The following is a 15,851-nucleotide window of genomic DNA, read 5'->3' as shown; positions in this document are numbered from 1 at the left end:
CGAGCTATTGGGAGGCAGGCCATGGAACTGAAATTCAGTCACGTCGATGTGCTGGTCAACGACCTTGAAGAGGCCTGCGCCTACTACGCGCAGATCCTCAAGGCGCGTATCTCCAAGACCTTCGTCTGGGACCGCGGCGGCCTGCATGTGCGCTACGCCGTGGCGCTGATGGGCCAGGAGCGGTTCATGCTGGTACAGCCGATTGCCGGCAATTTGCGGGCGCTGTTGGACGCCCACGGCGAGGGCATGATTTACCGCCACTGCTACTCGACGCCCGACATTGAGCTGGCCTACGACGAACTGATCGCGTCGGGCGTACAACCCGAAGATGAAAACGGCCAGCCGTTGGCGCGGGAGAACCTGCAAAGCCCGTCCGGCGGGCGCATTATCTGGCTGCCCAAGCGCTTTGGGCATTTCTCTATGGAGATTCTGGAAGAGAAAGGCTTGGAGGCCTTCATCGAAGAGGCGTTTAGCGCCGATTAAGGGCACTCTACGGCGGCACAGCAGTCTGCTCCTAACACACCCCTTGCCCAGCGGAGTTCCCATGATCATTGTTCACCACCTCAACAACTCACGCTCGCAGCGCATCCTGTGGCTGCTGGAAGAACTTGGCCTGCCTTACGAGATCAAGCGCTACCAGCGCGACCCGAAGACCAACCTCGCGCCGCCTGAACTCAAGGCGATCAACGCCCTGGGCAAGTCCCCGGTGATTGAAGACGGCGCCAACGTGGTGATCGAGTCCGGCGCCATCGTCGACTACCTGATACGCCGCCATGGCGACGGGCGCCTGCAACCCGAGCCTGCCAGCGCCGACTACGACCAGTACGTGCAATGGCTGCACTTCGCCGAAGGTTCGGCCATGTTGCCGCTGATGCTCAATCTGTATGTGGGTCGCCTGGGTGAGGCCGGGGCGCCGTTGCATCCGCGTATCGAATCCGAAGTGGCCAATTACCTGGGTTATCTGAACGATGCGCTGGGACACACGCCGTACCTGCTGGGTGATGAGCTGAGCGGTGCGGATATCCAGATGAGCTTTATCGGTGAAATCGCCAAGGCCCAGGGCAAGTTGCAGGCCTACCCGCACCTGGCGGCGTGGGTGCAGCGTTTCCAGGCGCGACCGGCGTATCGCCAGGCGCTGGAACAGGGTGGCGAGTATGCATTTGCCAAATAAGTGAACGCGGGCACGGTGGGTGTGCGACTACCCCACCATCTGCCATAACGACGCCCCAACGCCGGTGATGCTCTCTCCGGCGATCAACCCCGCTGCGGCGGTAATCGCGAAGCGCTCGGTGAGACTCGGCCAACGGCAGCTCACCAGCCAGGTCAGCACCGCGCCCAGCGCCATCATCAACGACACCGAGGCCGGCAGGACAAAGGCCAGCCCCAACGCGGCGGCACTAGGCAAGTAACGGGAGCGATGGGCCGGCAACAGGCTGTCGAGCACGCCCAGCAACACACCTACCCCGCCGCCGATGGCAATCGCCCAGCGGATGCTCGTCGACAAGGACTCCAGCCCATGGGTCAGGGTTTGCGCCACGGCTTTCCACGTTGCCACTGCGGGCGCCGGCCATTCTTCGGTGAGCAGCATGGACTGCGGATCCGGAATCAGCGCCAGGTACGCCAACACGCCCACGATACTGCCGATGAAAATCCCCAGGATCTGTGCGATCACTTGTTTATGCGGCGTCGCGCCAATGGCTTTGCCCACCTTGAAGTCGTTCATCAAGTCCGTGCATTGCCCGGCCGAGCCGCCAGCGGTGTTGGCGCTCATCAGGTTGATCGGCACCTGGCCGGGGGCGACGATGCCGAAGCTCAGTTGGGACAATTGCCCGATGGCGCCAATCGGCGGAATGCCAGTGGCGCCCACCACACGGGCGGCGACGGCGGCCAGGCAGATCGCCAGGGGAATGGTCAGCAGCGCCATCCACAGGTTGATGCCGAACAACAACGCTTGCAGGCTGACGACCAAGCCTATCGACAGGATAAAACCCGCAGCCGGACCGGGCTTGGGCACGTTCCAGATCTTGCCGCCTTCGGCCTTGGTGGAGGTGCGTAATGCCCACAAGCGAATCGCCAAAGAGGCCAAGGTGGAACACACCATCAGGCTCACCCCCGGCCACAGCAACCACTCCACCAACGCGGCAAATTGCGGGCCGCTGCTGTCGGCCGGCAATGTCACCAGGTTCTGCGCCAACAGCCACGGGCCCAGGCCACCCCACGCGAGCAAGGCGCCGAGTAGCAAGGTCAGGCCAACGCGAATACCGATGATGCCGCCAAACCCCAGCAGCAACAGCGAAGGGTCGGCGGTAAAGGTCAGGCGCTCCAACTGGGCCGTCGGCGACCAGCGCGGGAAGGCCCACATGAAGGTGTCCACCCACTTCACCACCCCGGACAGCAACGCCGCGCTGAGCAACACCTTCAGACGCGTCGCGGCTTCGCGGCCATGGTTGTAGATGTGCAGCAGGGTTTCCAGGGTGGCCATGCCTTCGGGGAACTTCAGCGCCTTGTCATTGAGCAATGACGGCCGCAGGTACCAGGCAATCCAGATGCCCAGGAAACTCACCGAGAACACCCAGGCGATCATCGGCAGCGCGTCCAGTTGGTTGCCGGTCAGCAGCGTGTAGGCCGGGATCGGCGCCACTAGACCGCCAGAGATAATCGAGGCGGCGGCCGAGGCGACAGTCTGGTTGATATTGCTTTCATGCAGGGTCCAGGGCAGCTGATCGGTGGAACGTTTGGCCAGGCCCTGCCAGATCGCATATCCCACCAGCAGCGCGATGATCGACATATTGAACGACCAGCCGATCTTCAGGCCGGCGTACACATTGGAAGGGGTCAGCAAGATGCCAAGCACCGTACCGGTAATGACGGCACGCAGGCTGAGTTCGCGTTCGACGGGGGCGTACTGGGGAATGGCGGGCGGGGCTGAAAGCATGCGGATTCCTTTCGGCGATGAAACAGGGCGACCTAACAAGTGAGCCCTATGGGCCCTGAAGGTTCCTGAATCGGCAAAACAGAAGAGCCGCGTAAAGCCCGTCCGTTTTTTGAAGAGCGGGCTCTGGGTGGTGAGCATTTTTTGTGGTGAACCGGCTTTTTTGTGATGACCCGGTTCTTTCTGGTGAACCGGTTCTTTGTGATGACCCGATGCTTTCTGGTGAACCGGTTCTTTCTGGTGAGCAGTTTTTTTGTGGTGAGCGGGCTTGCCCCGCGCTGGGCAGCGAAGCGGCCCCCATAAGGCCGCCGCGATTTTTCAGGAAAACCGCAGCGCCTGGTTTTTGGGGCTGCTTCGCAGCCCAGCGCGGGGCAAGCCCGCTCACCACAGAAGCCCGCTCACCACAAGGTTACATTCAGCCAACAAGTGATACTTGTTCATCCCCTACTGCGCGCTAGCGTTAAGGCTCTTCAGGAATTCCACCAAGAGCACCGGAATGCGCCCCACACCTCAATCCCATCGTCTGCGTCACGGTCGTTATTCAGAACAGGGTCGTAGCTACCTCATCACCGTCGTCGTTCATCAGCGTCAGCGCTTGTTCACTGACCTTTACCTGAGCCGTCTGCTGGTTGCCGAACTCCGGCAGGTTCATGAGCTGGGGCTGGTTGAGTCTCTGGCCTGGGTCATCATGCCTGACCACATTCACTGGTTGTTTGAGTTGAAACAACAGGATTTGGCAGGCGTGGTGCGACGTATTAAGTCGCGCAGCACGCTGGTCATCAACCGGCGGCGTCAAAGCAAAGAGCGCGTTTGGCAACCCGGCTATCACGATAGAGCAGTGCGTGCGGAAGATGATCTTCGCAAGATGGCGCGGTACATCATTGCCAACCCTTTACGAGCCGGTTTGGTGGATCGGGTGGGCGATTACTCGTTGTGGGATGCGGCGTGGATTTGAGGAGGCGAGTGGGCTTTCTCTAGCAGTTGTTGCACCCACGGCGCATCTTGCTGATTGACCACGCCATATCGGTCCGGCGGGAAAAACCGCCAGTGATGCGCAACCTCAACCAGGCGTGTGAGTTCTTCGGCCGACAGCCAATACTCCGTGTGGGTCAAGGCTATCGGTGCACCGTCAAACCGTCGCCCAAGCACTACGTTCGTGCAGGGAGCGAACGCCAAGGCCAGGTCACGGCAGGGGTGCATGCGTTTTTGCGCAGCGGGCATGCGCCCCACCCGGTCGTAGGTGAAAGGGCCGGGGTATTCGTCCTTGATCACCAGCCAGCGACCCGTCGTGGTCATGGCCACGACCCATTGCGCCACTCCGCTGCTCTGGGCCTGTTCAAACCGGCCGTTTTTCCATTGCATGAGGGCGTTGCAGTCCGGGTCGAAGTCCGAAGACCACAGGCTGGTGCCAGACACCAGCGTGTGACGCTCCAACTCGACCACGCCTTGGCCCGGCATCGTCTGCCAGTAACGCTTGATCGGGTCGCGGGTGTCGCGCAGGTAGTTACGCAATGCCCACGCCGCCATGAACACCAGCGTCGCCAGGGCCTGCCATGCCCATGAATGGCCGAGGATGCCGTCAACATCCAACCCCGGTGAGAAGACGGCGCGATACAGCAGCAGGCTGAGCAAAAAAACCAGACTGGGCAGGAACACGCCGAAACACAGCGGTGGCAGTAACACTGCAATCCAGCTGAAGCGATGCCCGCTTGCGTGTTCATGCGCCCAGGCCAGTTCCTCGGCGCGCATCGGCCTGCGTTCACGCGGGCCAATGCCGGGATCAGGGGTGTGGAAGCGCCAGTACCGTGCGTTGGGGTCGAGATTCATGCTGCGCATCATGCCCGTGACGCGCCGCCAGATACACCGTCTATTGCCCAGATCGAAATACAGTCATACGATGACTGACCACAACCATAACAATAAAGGCTCACTCGTGAATAAACCCCTCATCATGGCCGCCGCTATTGCCTGCGGTCTCAGTGCACACGCCCACGCCGCAACCTTCGCGTACATTTCCAGCCCCGGCGATGGCTTGATTTCCCAGTACCGCCTGGACGAGAGCAACGGCGCGTTGAGCCTGGTGAACCAGGTGACCGCCGGTGACCAGGTCAACCCCATGGCGCTTAGCCCCGACGGTAAAACCTTGTATGCCGCGTTGCGGGTCAAGCCGTTTCAAGTGCAGGGCTTCAGCATTGACCCGGCCAGCGGGCGTTTGACGCCGCAATCCAAAGCGCCCTTGGCCGAAAGCATGGCCTACCTCGCCACCGATCGCGCCGGACGTTTCCTGCTCGCGGCCTCTTACGGTGCCGACACCCTCAGCGTGCAGCCCATCGACAAGCCGGAACCGATCCTCACCTACAAAACCGGGCTGCACGCGCATTCCTTGCGCACCGACCCAAGCAATCGCTTTGCCTACGCCGGCAACCTGGGCAACGACCACGTGCTGCAATACCGCTTCGATGCCAACACCGGCGCACTCACGCCGATCGGCAGCGGCTACGTGAGCGTGCCAAGCAACACCGGGCCTCGACACCTGGCGTTTTCGGCCAACGGTAAATACCTGTATGTGGTCGGCGAAATGAGCGGCACGGTCACTGCGTTTGCCATCGACGACAGCACCGGCGCGCTGACGCAGATCGGTGTCGCCAATGGCATTCCCGCTCGCTTGAAGCTGGCCCACGGCGAAGTGCGCGATGCACGCAACAATGACTTGAAGGACGACCCAACACCGCGAATCTGGGCTGCCGACCTGCGCCTGTCCCCGGATGGCTCGCTGCTGCTGATGAGCGAGCGCACCAGCAGTTCGGTGTCGGCGTTTGCGGTGGACGCGGCGACGGGCGCGTTGAAGTTCCTCGACAACTACCCGGTCGAAGAGCAGCAGCCGCGCAATATCGCGTTTTCGCCCAATGGCCGGTGGTTGCTGGTTACCGGCGAGAAAAGCGACAAGGTCGGTACCTACGCGGTCAGCAACACCGGCGCCTTGAAGCGCGTGGGTGAGGCGGCTTCAGGCAAAGGTGCGCTGTGGATTGAAGTCCTGCGGACCGCGGCCCAATAGCACTCAGCTCAAACGAAACCGCGCGGTGTTGTCACTCAACGCCTGACTGCCCTTGCTCAAGGTGTCCGCCGCTCGGTTGACCGCCCGTGCGCCATCCAGCAAACGCCCTGCCGCCTGGTCGACTTGCTGGATGTTGCCACTCACTTCATCCGCCGTCGCCGCTTGCTCTTCCACCGCTGTGGCGATTTGCGCCAGGGTGTCGGTGACGTTCTGCACCGCGCCGGCAATCTCGCCCAAGCGCGTGCCCAGGCCGGTGACGGACTCGGCGTCGGTCAACGCTTGCTCGCACGCGGCGCCCATCAGCGTCACCGCCTGACTCACGGTCGCGCGCAGGCTGTCGACGGTGCCGGCGATCTGCGCCGTGGACGCCTGGGTGCGCTGGGACAGGCTGCGCACCTCATCGGCCACCACCGCAAAACCCCGCCCCTGCTCACCGGCGCGCGCCGCTTCAATGGCCGCGTTGAGCGCCAGCAGGTTGGTTTGCTCGGCAATGCCGCGAATGGTGTCGACCACCGACTGAATCTGCTGCCCCTGCTGGCTGACTTGCTGCAGTGCATCGGCGGTGTCGGTAAGGCGTTGGTTGAGTTGCTGGATGCTGGCCGTGGTGCGCTGGCTGTCGCGGCTGCTGTCTTCGGCAATGCGTCGGGTTTGCTGGGCGCTGCCCGACGCTTGTTCACAGCTTCTGGCGACGCCCATGGAGGTCGCGGCCAACTGGGTAGCAGCGGCGGCGATCTGGCTGATTTGATGCTGCTGGTCTTCGACTTCGCTGAGGGTGCTGCCCGATTGGGAATTGAGGGTGAGCACCGCCGAGCCGAGCTGCTGGGTTTCGTGATTGACCCCCAACAGGCTGGTGCGCAATTGCACCACTGCGACGTTCAGCGCGGTGCTGATCAGCGCCAGTTCGTCACGCCCTTGCACCGCCACTTCGACGCAAAGGTTACCGTCGCGCAGGGATTCGGCCAGGGTGGTGATGCCGCTGGCACTACGGCGGATGGAGGCCTGCAGGCACATGAACAAGTACAGCGCGGCCAGGGCCAGTACGCCGAAGACCATTGCAAGAGGAATGAAGCGTTTGTTCGCGTCGCGGTGGTAGTAGCTCAAGCGCTCGTCCAGGGAGGTCAGCGACTGCACGCGCAGTGCGCTGAGCGAACCGAGCATGGCGTCGACACTGCGTTCGAAACCGGCGGTATCGAGCTTGATGGTGCCACCGAACACGCCGTCATCCAGCACTTTAAGCTCGTTATCCAACAGTTGCAGGCTGTTGTCGTACTGTGCAGTCCAAGGCTCCATGCCCTCGAATTGCTTGGCCTTGAGCGAAGCCGCCGCCTTGACCAACTGGTCGCGCGCGTCGCCAATGCGGCTGCGCAGGTCGCGCATTTGCAAACGACTTTGCAGGGTGAACTGCCCCGACGCGATGGACGACTGCCCGACGCCCGCCATGCGACCGATACGCTCGATCAGGTCAGGCGTCTGCTGTGTGCCCATCTGCATCAGCATGTAGGTTTCCAGCCAGGGATCGAGGATCAGGCCGGCGTCCAGGGTGATCTGTTCGCGCAGGGTTTGCATCGCGCTCAGCGCCGAGGTGAAACGGTCGTAGCCATCCGGCCACCAGCCCACCGTGCGCAGGGAAGCGGAGTCCATGCCTTTGACGGTGGCCTGCAACGCCTCGTAGCGCGCGAGGATGTCGGCGCTGGCATTCTGGGCGTTGAGCGCATCGCCCAAGGCTTGCAGGCTTTGCTGGATCAGCGGGAAATTCGCATCGACCTTGTCCATCGCCGCCTTCGCCGCCGGCGTCGGTGCGTGCAGGATGTCTGCCGCTTTCCAACGCGCAGCCAGGTTGCGCTGGGCCGTCAATTGGCCGTCCAGTGCATCCAGGGCCAACAGTTGGCGCACGCCGGACTGCTCGGTGGAAATCACGCCTAATTTATCGCGATAGTCCTGGCCGATCATCCAGAGGCTCCCGGCCAGGGGCAGCATGAACAGGAAAAACAACAATTGGAATTTGCGTGCAAACCCCATACGTCCGAGCAGGCGGATACCGGGTGATAACAAGCTGTGCATGTCCGACTACTCCCTCAAACAACCCACGTGGTGCACGGTGGGCGAAGCCTTGAAATGACTAACGGCAAAGTGCCATGTCATTGATTGGCTTGGCTCTAGCAAGATACGGGCCGTTGGCGCGCAGCCCTGAAACAGGGCGTGCTGTGCGTTAATGGCGCCCGCAGCGTGCTCGAAAATGGGGCAAAAGCACTCACGGTCAAGGACACACCTGTAACCGATGGCGCAGGCGCCCCATGGACGTGATCAAAACACCCGTGCCGCCGGCCTACCTGGCCTGCATGTACTGGTCAAAATTTTTGATGTGATCATCCAGATTATCCTCAAGCATCATCCGGTACTGGTCACAGCAATACTTGAGCATCGCCTCACGCTCCTCGGCCATGTGAGCACCGGACTTGAAGTTGCGCGCGAGGGCCCAGGCATTGAAGCGGGTAGTGCCGAACATCATCGAGGCGCTGACCTGGCCGAGGTTTTCGAAGGTTTTGAGCTGTTCGTTCGACAGTTCGATATGCGCGTCGGCGCGCTCATAGAAGGCTTGGTCGATAGCGTCTGCCATTGCGGGGTTCCTGGGTAATCACGATTGAATGAAGGGTTATCAAGCCAGCAGTGTGGTGATCCATCTGATCTGCCGGCTGATTTCTTGCAGCTTCGCCTCGGGCACCGCTTGCGACGCCTGCTCAAAGCCCGCCAGGGTCTGGTGTTTCAGGCGCAACGCGCGCTGCCACTTGGCCAAAAATACCGGGCTGGGGGCCTGCAGTTGCAGCGGGCCGAAATACAGCTCCTCGGCGGTATAGCTCACCGGTCCAGCACGCTCGGCCACGATGATTTCATAATAAAAGCGGTTTTCGTGCAGCAGCTCTTCACTGACGATGCGATAGCCGTTGTTCATCAACCACAGGCGCAGCGGTTGCTCACCGCCGTTGGGTTGCAGGACCAGGCGCTCAAGGCCGTTCAGGTGGGCTTTGCCAGCTTCAAGGATGTCGCGAATCGTCTCGCCGCCCATGCCACAGAGGCTGATGGCCGTGATGCCGTCACTCGCATGGACGGCCGCCAGACCATCGGCCAGCCGCACGGTGATCTGCCGCTCCAGGCCGTTTTCACGTACGGTCCGTTCGGCCGCCTGGAACGGCGTAGCCGCCACCTCCCCCGCCACCGCCGCCTCGATCACGCCACGGCGCAGCAACGCCACTGGCAGGTAGGCATGGTCAGAGCCGATATCGGCCAGCCGCGCGCCGTGCGGCACCTGCGCGGCCACGCGCTCCAGGCGCATGGACAAGGTGTGTTCGTTCAACCTGTGTTCCTTATCATTCCCCGGAAAATCGATCCCGGCTGTTAGTCAGATGCAACACCATGGCGGCGCGTGCGGCGTCCGGGTCCTGGCGTTTGATTGCATTGAAAATCGCCTCATGCTCCCGGTTCGCCAGTTGCCCGAGCTTGGCAAAATCCGCGCCGCCACGCTCGTCACTCTTCACCTGGGTGCGCGGAATCATCGCATTGCCCAGGTGCTGCATGATTTCGGTGAAGAAGGTATTGCCGGTGGCTTCGGCGATCAACTGGTGGAAGCGTTTGTCTTCTTCCACGCAACTGTCGTTGTTGGCCAGGGAGGCCTGGTAATCGTCCAGCGCTTCGCGCATGTGGGCCAGTTGCGCGTCGCTCCTGCGCAGCGCCGCCAGCGCCACCGCTTGCACTTCCAGGCCCAGGCGTAGCTCCAGCATGTTGCGCACGCTGGCGACCGTATCCACGTGCAGGCGCAAGCCTTGCTGGGCGCTCTGCTCCAGCACAAAGGTGCCGATGCCGTGACGGGTCTCCACCAGCCCGGCCGCCTGCAACTTCGACAGCGCCTCACGCACCACCGTCCGGCTGACGCCGTGCTCCAGCACGATGGTGGATTCCGACGGCAGCTTCTCCCCCGGCTTCAACTGACCGAGCAGGATGCGCTGGGTCAGGGCATCGACCACGCCCTGGGCCAGGTTGGTGGAACGTTTACGCACGGGGATCGGGGCTTCACTGGGCATTGCTGCAGGTCCACAGGGTTGGGCTGGGGGGAGCTTAACACCCAGACCCGGCACGCCGCCGAGGTTGATTGAATAACCACCCAGCTTGTATGACAACCAATCTGACTGACAGGTATCTCGACAGCTCCCACCACCGTCAACGCTGGGTTCTTTCACCGCCTGAAAACCCACAAAAAACCCAATAAACACTGACAAATAACCAAAACACTTACTCAACGAAAGGCCTTATAAGCACAAAAACATCGAGCGCCGGATTGCGGACTACAGAAACGCACTTGTATGATGTCTATCAACAAGACACGCAAACCCACATAAAAATAACCAGGGGGAGTTTTGAATTGTGAACAATTCAAGCCATGCATCTGCCGCTCCACACAGTGATCCGGTCCTCGCGCGCGCCGTGCGCAAAGTGAAGAGCCATGTGCTCCCACTGTTCGTGATCATGTTCATCCTCAATTACATCGACCGGGTCAATATCGGCTTTGTGCGCACACACATGGAGCATGACCTGGGCATCGGCGCAGCGGCCTACGGGTTCGGTGCCGGGTTGTTCTTCATCGGTTATGCCCTCTTCGAAGTGCCCTCCAACATGCTGCTGCAAAAGGTCGGCGCGCGTATCTGGCTGACCCGCATCATGTTCACCTGGGGCATCGTCGCGACGATGATGGCGTTCATCCAGAACGAAACCCACTTCTACATCCTGCGCTTTCTGCTGGGCGTGGCCGAAGCTGGCTTCTTCCCTGGCGTGATCTACTACTTCACGCGCTGGTTGCCGGGTGTGGAACGCGGTAAGGCGATTGCGATTTTCCTCAGCGGCTCGGCGGTGGCCTCGTTGATCTCGGGCCCGCTGTCGGGCGTGTTGTTGCAGATCGAAGGCTTTGGCTTCCACGGCTGGCAATGGATGTTCGCCATCGAAGGCCTGGCCTCGGTAGTGATCGGTTTTTTTGTGTGGTTTTGGCTGGACTCCAAGCCCCACGACGCCAAATGGATGACCCGCGAAGAACAGGACGCGCTGGTCGGCGCCATCGACGAGGAACAACGCCAGCGTGAGGCGCTGACCAGCGTCAAGCCCACCATCGGCAAGCTGCTCAAAGACCGCCAGATCCTGCTGTTCTGCGCGCTGTACTTCTGCATCCAGCTGACCATTTACGCGGCGACGTTCTGGCTGCCGAGCATCATCAAGAAGATGGGTGACTTGAGTGATGTACAAGTCGGCTTCTTCAACTCGATCCCGTGGCTGATCTCGATCATCGCCATGTACGCCTTCGCGTCGCTGTCGGGCAAGTTCAAGTTCCAGCAAGCGTGGGTCGCGGCGGCGCTGTTGATTGCGGCGGCGGGGATGTTCATGTCCACCACTGGCGGGCCGGTGTTTGCCTTTGTGGCGATCTGCTTTGCGGCCATCGGATTCAAGTCGGCGTCTTCGCTGTTCTGGCCGATCCCACAGGGCTATCTGGATGTGCGCATCGCGGCGGCGGTGATCGCGCTGATCAACTCCATCGGCAACCTGGGCGGCTTCGTCGCGCCGACCACGTTTGGCTTTCTGGAGCAGACCACCGGTTCGATCCAGGGTGGCCTCTACGGCCTGGCCGGCACCTCGGTGCTCGCGGCGATCCTGGTGTTTTTCGCCAAGACCGCGCCCTCTGCCCCATTGACCTCGCCCAGCGTGACGCCAACCGGCGCCGCCCTCAGCAAACCTCTTTGAGCCTCTTTAGGAACTTGCCATGACTACTCCCGTCGTTACTCACTTGCAGGTCATCCCCGTGGCCGGCCACGACAGCATGCTGCTCAACCTCAGCGGCGCCCACGGCCCATATTTCACGCGCAACATCGTGATTCTCAAGGACAGCTCCGGCAACACTGGCGTCGGTGAAGTGCCGGGCGGCGAACGCATCCGCGAAACCCTGGAAGATGCGCGCAGCCTGGTGATCGGCCAACCCATCGGCCAGTACCAGCGCATCCTCAACCAGATGCGCAGCACCTTTGCCTCGCGGGACTCGGCCGGCCGCGGCCTGCAAACCTTTGACCTGCGCATCACCATCCACGCCGTCACCGCCATGGAAGCGGCCTTGCTCGACCTGCTGGGGCAGTTCCTTGAAGTGCCGGTGGCCGCTTTGCTCGGCGAAGGCCAGCAGCGCGACGCGGTAAAAATGCTCGGCTATCTGTTCTATGTGGGCGACCGCAATGCCACCGACCTGGCCTACCGCAACGAAGCGGACGCCGACGACGAGTGGTTCCGCCTGCGCCATGAAACAGCCCTGACGGCCGAAGCCGTGGTGCGCCTGGCCGAGGCTGCCAAGGCCAAATACGGCTTCAACGACTTCAAGCTCAAGGGCGGCGTTTTAAGCGGCGACGAAGAGATCGAAGCCGTCACCGCCCTGGCCGAACGCTTCCCCGATGCACGCATCACCCTCGACCCGAACGGCGCCTGGTCACTGAAAGAAGCCATCCGCCTGTGCCGCGACCAACACCACGTGCTCGCCTACGCCGAAGACCCGTGCGGGGCCGAAAATGGTTACTCGGGACGTGAAGTCATGGCCGAATTCCGCCGCGCCACGGGCCTCAAGACCGCCACCAACATGATCGCCACCGACTGGCGCGAAATGGGCCACGCGATCCAGCTGCAATCGGTGGACATTCCCCTGGCCGACCCGCACTTCTGGACGATGCAAGGCTCGGTGCGCGTGGCGCAGATGTGCAACGACTGGGGCCTGACCTGGGGCTCGCACTCCAACAACCACTTTGATATTTCCCTGGCAATGTTCACCCAAGTGGCCGCTGCGGCACCGGGCGAGATCACCGCCATCGACACCCACTGGATCTGGCAGGACGGACAACGCTTGACCAAGCAACCGCTGAAGATCGAAGGCGGTTATGTGAAGGTCCCGGCCAAACCGGGCCTGGGCGTGGACATCGACATGGACGCTGTGGCCAAGGCTCACGAGCTTTATAAAGGCATGGGCCTTGGGGCGCGGGATGACAGCGTGGCGATGCAGTTCTTGATTCCGGGGTGGCGCTATAACAACAAGCAGCCTTGCCTGGTGCGCTGAGCGCTCAAGACAAAGTCGGTCAAATGTGGGAGGGGGCTTGCCCCCGATAGCGGTGTATCAGCCAGACATGTATCGACTGACACTCAGCCATCGGGGGCAAGCCCCCTCCCACATTGGTCCCCGGTGTATTTCAAGGGTTGTGGTCGCCCGCCACCGCCGCAATCGGCTGCACAGTCAGTTCCACACCTAACGCCAGCATCAGTTTCTGAATCGTCTCATAACGCGTTTTAGAACCGCCCTTCAGGGTTTTATACAGGCTCTCGCGATTAACCCCCGCCGCCTCCGCCACCTTGTTCACACCCTGTGCCTTGGCGACCTCGGCAAGCGCTTTCATGAGCACCTGCGGGTCTTGAGACTTCATGCTTTGTGCAAGGTATGCACTGATGATCTCCGGGCTGTCGAGAAAGCGCGAAGCTTCATAGACGCTGGTGCCGGAGGTATCAAGATCGAGGATCGGCATGTCCTCTGGTTTAAATTTCAATTCGCTCATCTCATTGACCTCTCAGGGCAGCGAGGATCTCTTTAGCCCGTTTGATCCCTCTATTCTGGTCGGTTTTATCACTGCCCCAGAGCATCAGGTAAGCAGCGATACCCGTACGCACAAAATAAATTCTGTAGCCGGGCCCGACAAACACACGCATTTCACTCATCCCGTCGCCTACAGGCTCACAATCGCCAAAATTGTTTTCCTCGGCTCGGTCCAGCCGCGTCAACACCGCTGTTTTGCCACACATATCTTTCATACCATCGAGCCACGTATCGAACTCGGGCGTCCTGCCGATCAAGTTGGTCACAGCTTCACTTGTAGCCTACTGGCTACTCCTTGTAGATGCCAGTGGATTTTTAGCTCCGGAGAGCACCGGAAGAAAAAATCCTAGTCCAGCCCCCGCATAAACAGCCGGGCGATTCTGTGAGCTCTTATTTCCCTGGATAATCGATAGAACAGCCGAACAGCCCGATAGCTATTTTTCGTATCAAAAACTTCTCCGCCCCCCCTGAGTGAAGGTGACGCTGGCGGGCTCTATTTGCGTGACCACACGCCCCGGCCATAGCTTGGAGGCATCCACATCAGCCGCGGTATCTGACCGCACATATTTCAATGCGGAAATTTGCGGCGTAACTCCAAGTGGATTAATCCTATGCAATTTTGATTACCACCTTACCAAAGGCGCCTCTGGCCAAATGTTCGTACGCTTCGCGTGCTTGATCGAATGGATACACGTGGTCGATTACCGGGCGAATCTTGTGCTCATTCAAGAACTCGTTCATTCGGTCAAATGACGAGCGTGGAGCAACGGCTATGCCGCGAATCGTTGTTTGTCGAAAAATCATAGGCATCAGGTTCAGGGCAGAGGTTTGGCCTGTCAGAAAGCCGATCTGTGCGATACGTCCACCTACCTTTGTTGCAGCAATCGATTGATTGATGCCGTCACCGCCTGCCACATCCAGCAGAAGATCCACTCCCTTGCCGTCAGTGAGCTTCAGAACTTCCTCTGCCCACTCAGGGGTAGTGCGATAATTCACACCAGCCACAGCGCCGAGCTTTTTTACAGCTTCCAGATTGTCATCACGGCTGGAGGTGACGATAACCTTGGCCCCCAGAGCTGTGGCAATTTGTGCTGCAAAAACAGAAACACCTCCAGATCCCTGAACCAAAACGGTTTGGCCGGCCTCGATCCGGCCATAATCGACGAGCGCATACCATGCGGTCAGCGCGGCAATTGGAAGGGTCGCGGCTTCCTCATCTGACATGTTGTCGGGGGCACGTACCGCGCTGTCTTCATGGATGATCATGTATTCCGCCAGTCCACCAGGCAATGGCGAGCCGAAGCAGTAGTTGGGCTCATCTGGCCCGGGCATACCGTCCAGGCCGGACGCCCGCACGTCACGCGCACCATTCAGGATCTGGAAGCCTCGCTGGGTGTCCGTCTGTTCCAGCGCACTACGCGTAAAGTAAAACTGACGGCTGAGGGCGAGCGGTTTTACGAACGCGTCAAAGAAATTTTGGCAACCATTGCAGAAACCACTTCCATGTTCGACCGTAGTGGGCCGACCTTGCGCGGACGACTTCGAATTGACATTCCCACTGCATTTTCCCAGCGCAGCTTCATGGAAAGCCTTAGGAAATTTAAAGAGGCATTTCCCGAAATCGAGCTTGCGCTAGGCGTGACCGACCGTACGGTAGATCTCGTCGCCGAGGGCATCGACTGTGTATTTCGAATTGGTGACCTCCCGGATTCAAGCATGGTGGCCAGAGAAATTGGCGCCGCCACCATGGTGACCTGTGCGTCTCCAGGTTATCTCCAAGCCTGCGGGGCACCCATAACCCTGCAAGATCTGGCAGACCACCAATGTGTCAGCTTCCTTTCCGGTCAAAATAACAGACCACTGCCTTGGCACTTCTCGGTAGACGGCGAAGATCGGCCACACACGCCTCATGGTGGAATCACGGTGAATGAGTCGAATGCCTACGTTCAATGCGGTGTTGCAGGCTTCGGCATTGTTCAAGCTCCTGGAATAGCCGTTGAGACATTCCTCGCAAGCGGAGAACTGGTTGAAGTGCTCAGGGCATTTCGTCCAAAGCCTCGCCTGGTATCGGTGCTTTATCCCAGCAGAGAGTGTCAGATTTTTTGTGTTCGGGCCGGTTACGGCCTGCCGTCAGGCAGGCCATCTTTACCAGGTCGGCCTGATAAATCGATCTCCGTACAGAATCGCAAATTGATTCATTGCGTTCTTCCAAT

The 15,851-nt window shown here is 60.4% G+C and carries 15 protein-coding genes and 2 pseudogenes; 7 read left to right on the top strand and 10 right to left on the bottom strand.

The window, feature by feature from the left end:
* The first annotated feature begins 21 nt into the window (after positions 1-21).
* Together EJD88_RS17415 and EJD88_RS17410 are read left to right on the top strand one after the other, a co-directional pair.
* Complete coding sequence (locus tag EJD88_RS17415; protein WP_112196285.1) at positions 22-483, top strand: VOC family protein; 462 nt, start codon at positions 22-24, stop codon at positions 481-483.
* 61 nt (positions 484-544) lie between these two features.
* Positions 545-1,171: a glutathione S-transferase family protein gene (locus EJD88_RS17410; RefSeq protein WP_099586290.1), complete on the top strand. Its 627-nt coding sequence runs from the start codon at positions 545-547 to the stop codon at positions 1,169-1,171.
* Between the two features lie 27 nt (positions 1,172-1,198).
* Here the strand turns inward: EJD88_RS17410 and EJD88_RS17405 are convergent, their stop codons facing one another.
* Positions 1,199-2,935, bottom strand: coding sequence for an OPT family oligopeptide transporter (locus EJD88_RS17405; protein WP_112196287.1), 1,737 nt, complete (start codon positions 2,933-2,935; stop codon positions 1,199-1,201).
* 493 nt (positions 2,936-3,428) lie between these two features.
* Here EJD88_RS17405 and EJD88_RS17400 point away from each other — a divergent pair, with 493 nt between their 5' ends.
* Entirely contained in the window at positions 3,429-3,887 is a 459-nt protein-coding gene (locus EJD88_RS17400) for a transposase (protein ID WP_099586292.1), read from the top strand.
* Here the strand turns inward: EJD88_RS17400 and EJD88_RS17395 are convergent.
* Positions 3,857-4,759 (bottom strand): hypothetical protein, encoded by a 903-nt coding sequence (locus tag EJD88_RS17395; RefSeq protein WP_256673682.1) that lies wholly within the window; start codon positions 4,757-4,759, stop codon positions 3,857-3,859. The genes EJD88_RS17400 and EJD88_RS17395 overlap by 31 nt on opposite strands.
* A gap of 70 nt (positions 4,760-4,829) precedes the next feature.
* Between EJD88_RS17395 and EJD88_RS17390 the strand changes: the two genes are divergently transcribed.
* On the top strand, positions 4,830-5,987 hold the full coding sequence (locus EJD88_RS17390) for a lactonase family protein (RefSeq protein WP_178117228.1): 1,158 nt from the start codon (positions 4,830-4,832) through the stop codon (positions 5,985-5,987).
* 3 nt (positions 5,988-5,990) lie between these two features.
* Here the strand turns inward: EJD88_RS17390 and EJD88_RS27575 are convergent, their stop codons facing one another.
* From EJD88_RS27575 to EJD88_RS17370, 4 genes are all read right to left on the bottom strand, one after another.
* On the bottom strand, positions 5,991-6,683 hold the full coding sequence (locus EJD88_RS27575; protein WP_371854012.1) for a methyl-accepting chemotaxis protein: 693 nt from the start codon (positions 6,681-6,683) through the stop codon (positions 5,991-5,993).
* Between the two features lie 1,630 nt (positions 6,684-8,313).
* Entirely contained in the window at positions 8,314-8,604 is a 291-nt protein-coding gene (locus EJD88_RS17380; protein WP_112196290.1) for a DUF3144 domain-containing protein, read from the bottom strand.
* Between the two features lie 39 nt (positions 8,605-8,643).
* A complete protein-coding gene (locus EJD88_RS17375) occupies positions 8,644-9,339 on the bottom strand; it encodes a tRNA (adenine(22)-N(1))-methyltransferase TrmK (protein WP_158878583.1) in 696 nt (231 codons plus the stop codon).
* A 13-nt stretch (positions 9,340-9,352) separates the two neighbouring features.
* Positions 9,353-10,063 (bottom strand): FadR/GntR family transcriptional regulator, encoded by a 711-nt coding sequence (locus EJD88_RS17370; protein WP_112196292.1) that lies wholly within the window; start codon positions 10,061-10,063, stop codon positions 9,353-9,355.
* 340 nt (positions 10,064-10,403) lie between these two features.
* Here EJD88_RS17370 and EJD88_RS17365 point away from each other — a divergent pair, with 340 nt between their 5' ends.
* Positions 10,404-11,765 (top strand): MFS transporter, encoded by a 1,362-nt coding sequence (locus EJD88_RS17365; RefSeq protein WP_099586297.1) that lies wholly within the window; start codon positions 10,404-10,406, stop codon positions 11,763-11,765.
* Between the two features lie 19 nt (positions 11,766-11,784).
* Positions 11,785-13,110, top strand: a complete 1,326-nt coding sequence (gudD, locus tag EJD88_RS17360) for a glucarate dehydratase (RefSeq protein WP_158878582.1) — start codon at positions 11,785-11,787, stop codon at positions 13,108-13,110.
* Between the two features lie 130 nt (positions 13,111-13,240).
* Here gudD and EJD88_RS17355 read toward each other — a convergent pair whose 3' ends face one another.
* The 4 genes and pseudogenes from EJD88_RS17355 to EJD88_RS17340 form a co-directional block, all read right to left on the bottom strand.
* On the bottom strand, positions 13,241-13,600 hold the full coding sequence (locus EJD88_RS17355) for an addiction module antidote protein (protein WP_158878581.1): 360 nt from the start codon (positions 13,598-13,600) through the stop codon (positions 13,241-13,243).
* Between the two features lies 1 nt (position 13,601).
* Positions 13,602-13,904 (bottom strand): type II toxin-antitoxin system RelE/ParE family toxin, encoded by a 303-nt coding sequence (locus EJD88_RS17350; protein WP_158878580.1) that lies wholly within the window; start codon positions 13,902-13,904, stop codon positions 13,602-13,604.
* 219 nt (positions 13,905-14,123) lie between these two features.
* A pseudogene (locus EJD88_RS17345) lies at positions 14,124-14,201 on the bottom strand (peptide-methionine (S)-S-oxide reductase); the annotation flags it as partial.
* A gap of 46 nt (positions 14,202-14,247) precedes the next feature.
* Positions 14,248-14,979 (bottom strand): annotated as a pseudogene (locus EJD88_RS17340) (NAD(P)-dependent alcohol dehydrogenase); the annotation flags it as partial.
* Here EJD88_RS17340 and EJD88_RS17335 point away from each other — a divergent pair.
* Positions 14,893-15,851 (top strand): LysR substrate-binding domain-containing protein (locus EJD88_RS17335; RefSeq protein ID WP_256673681.1); only part of this gene is annotated, 959 nt, incomplete at its 3' end. The pseudogene EJD88_RS17340 and the gene EJD88_RS17335 overlap by 87 nt on opposite strands.

The organism is Pseudomonas sp. PB105 (genome assembly GCF_009764655.1).
Lineage (GTDB): Bacteria > Pseudomonadota > Gammaproteobacteria > Pseudomonadales > Pseudomonadaceae > Aquipseudomonas > Aquipseudomonas cyclaminis.
The sequence above is the reverse complement of the archived record's forward strand: the minus strand, read 5'-3'. Positions and strand labels throughout refer to the sequence as shown.

Bases quoted from the DNA above. Each gene is read 5' to 3' on its own strand.
- EJD88_RS17415 (WP_112196285.1), top strand. From the start codon at position 22: ATGGAACTGAAATTCAGTCACGTCGATGTGCTGGTCAACGACCTTGAA.
- EJD88_RS17410 (WP_099586290.1), top strand. From the start codon at position 545: ATGATCATTGTTCACCACCTCAACAACTCACGCTCGCAGCGCATCCTG.
- EJD88_RS17405 (WP_112196287.1), bottom strand. From the start codon at position 2,935: ATGCTTTCAGCCCCGCCCGCCATTCCCCAGTACGCCCCCGTCGAACGC.
- EJD88_RS17400 (WP_099586292.1), top strand. From the start codon at position 3,429: ATGCGCCCCACACCTCAATCCCATCGTCTGCGTCACGGTCGTTATTCA.
- EJD88_RS17395 (WP_256673682.1), bottom strand. From the start codon at position 4,759: ATGAATCTCGACCCCAACGCACGGTACTGGCGCTTCCACACCCCTGAT.
- EJD88_RS17390 (WP_178117228.1), top strand. From the start codon at position 4,830: ATGACTGACCACAACCATAACAATAAAGGCTCACTCGTGAATAAACCC.
- EJD88_RS27575 (WP_371854012.1), bottom strand. From the start codon at position 6,683: ATGGGCGTCGCCAGAAGCTGTGAACAAGCGTCGGGCAGCGCCCAGCAA.
- EJD88_RS17380 (WP_112196290.1), bottom strand. From the start codon at position 8,604: ATGGCAGACGCTATCGACCAAGCCTTCTATGAGCGCGCCGACGCGCAT.
- EJD88_RS17370 (WP_112196292.1), bottom strand. From the start codon at position 10,063: ATGCCCAGTGAAGCCCCGATCCCCGTGCGTAAACGTTCCACCAACCTG.
- gudD (WP_158878582.1), top strand. From the start codon at position 11,785: ATGACTACTCCCGTCGTTACTCACTTGCAGGTCATCCCCGTGGCCGGC.
- EJD88_RS17355 (WP_158878581.1), bottom strand. From the start codon at position 13,600: ATGAGCGAATTGAAATTTAAACCAGAGGACATGCCGATCCTCGATCTT.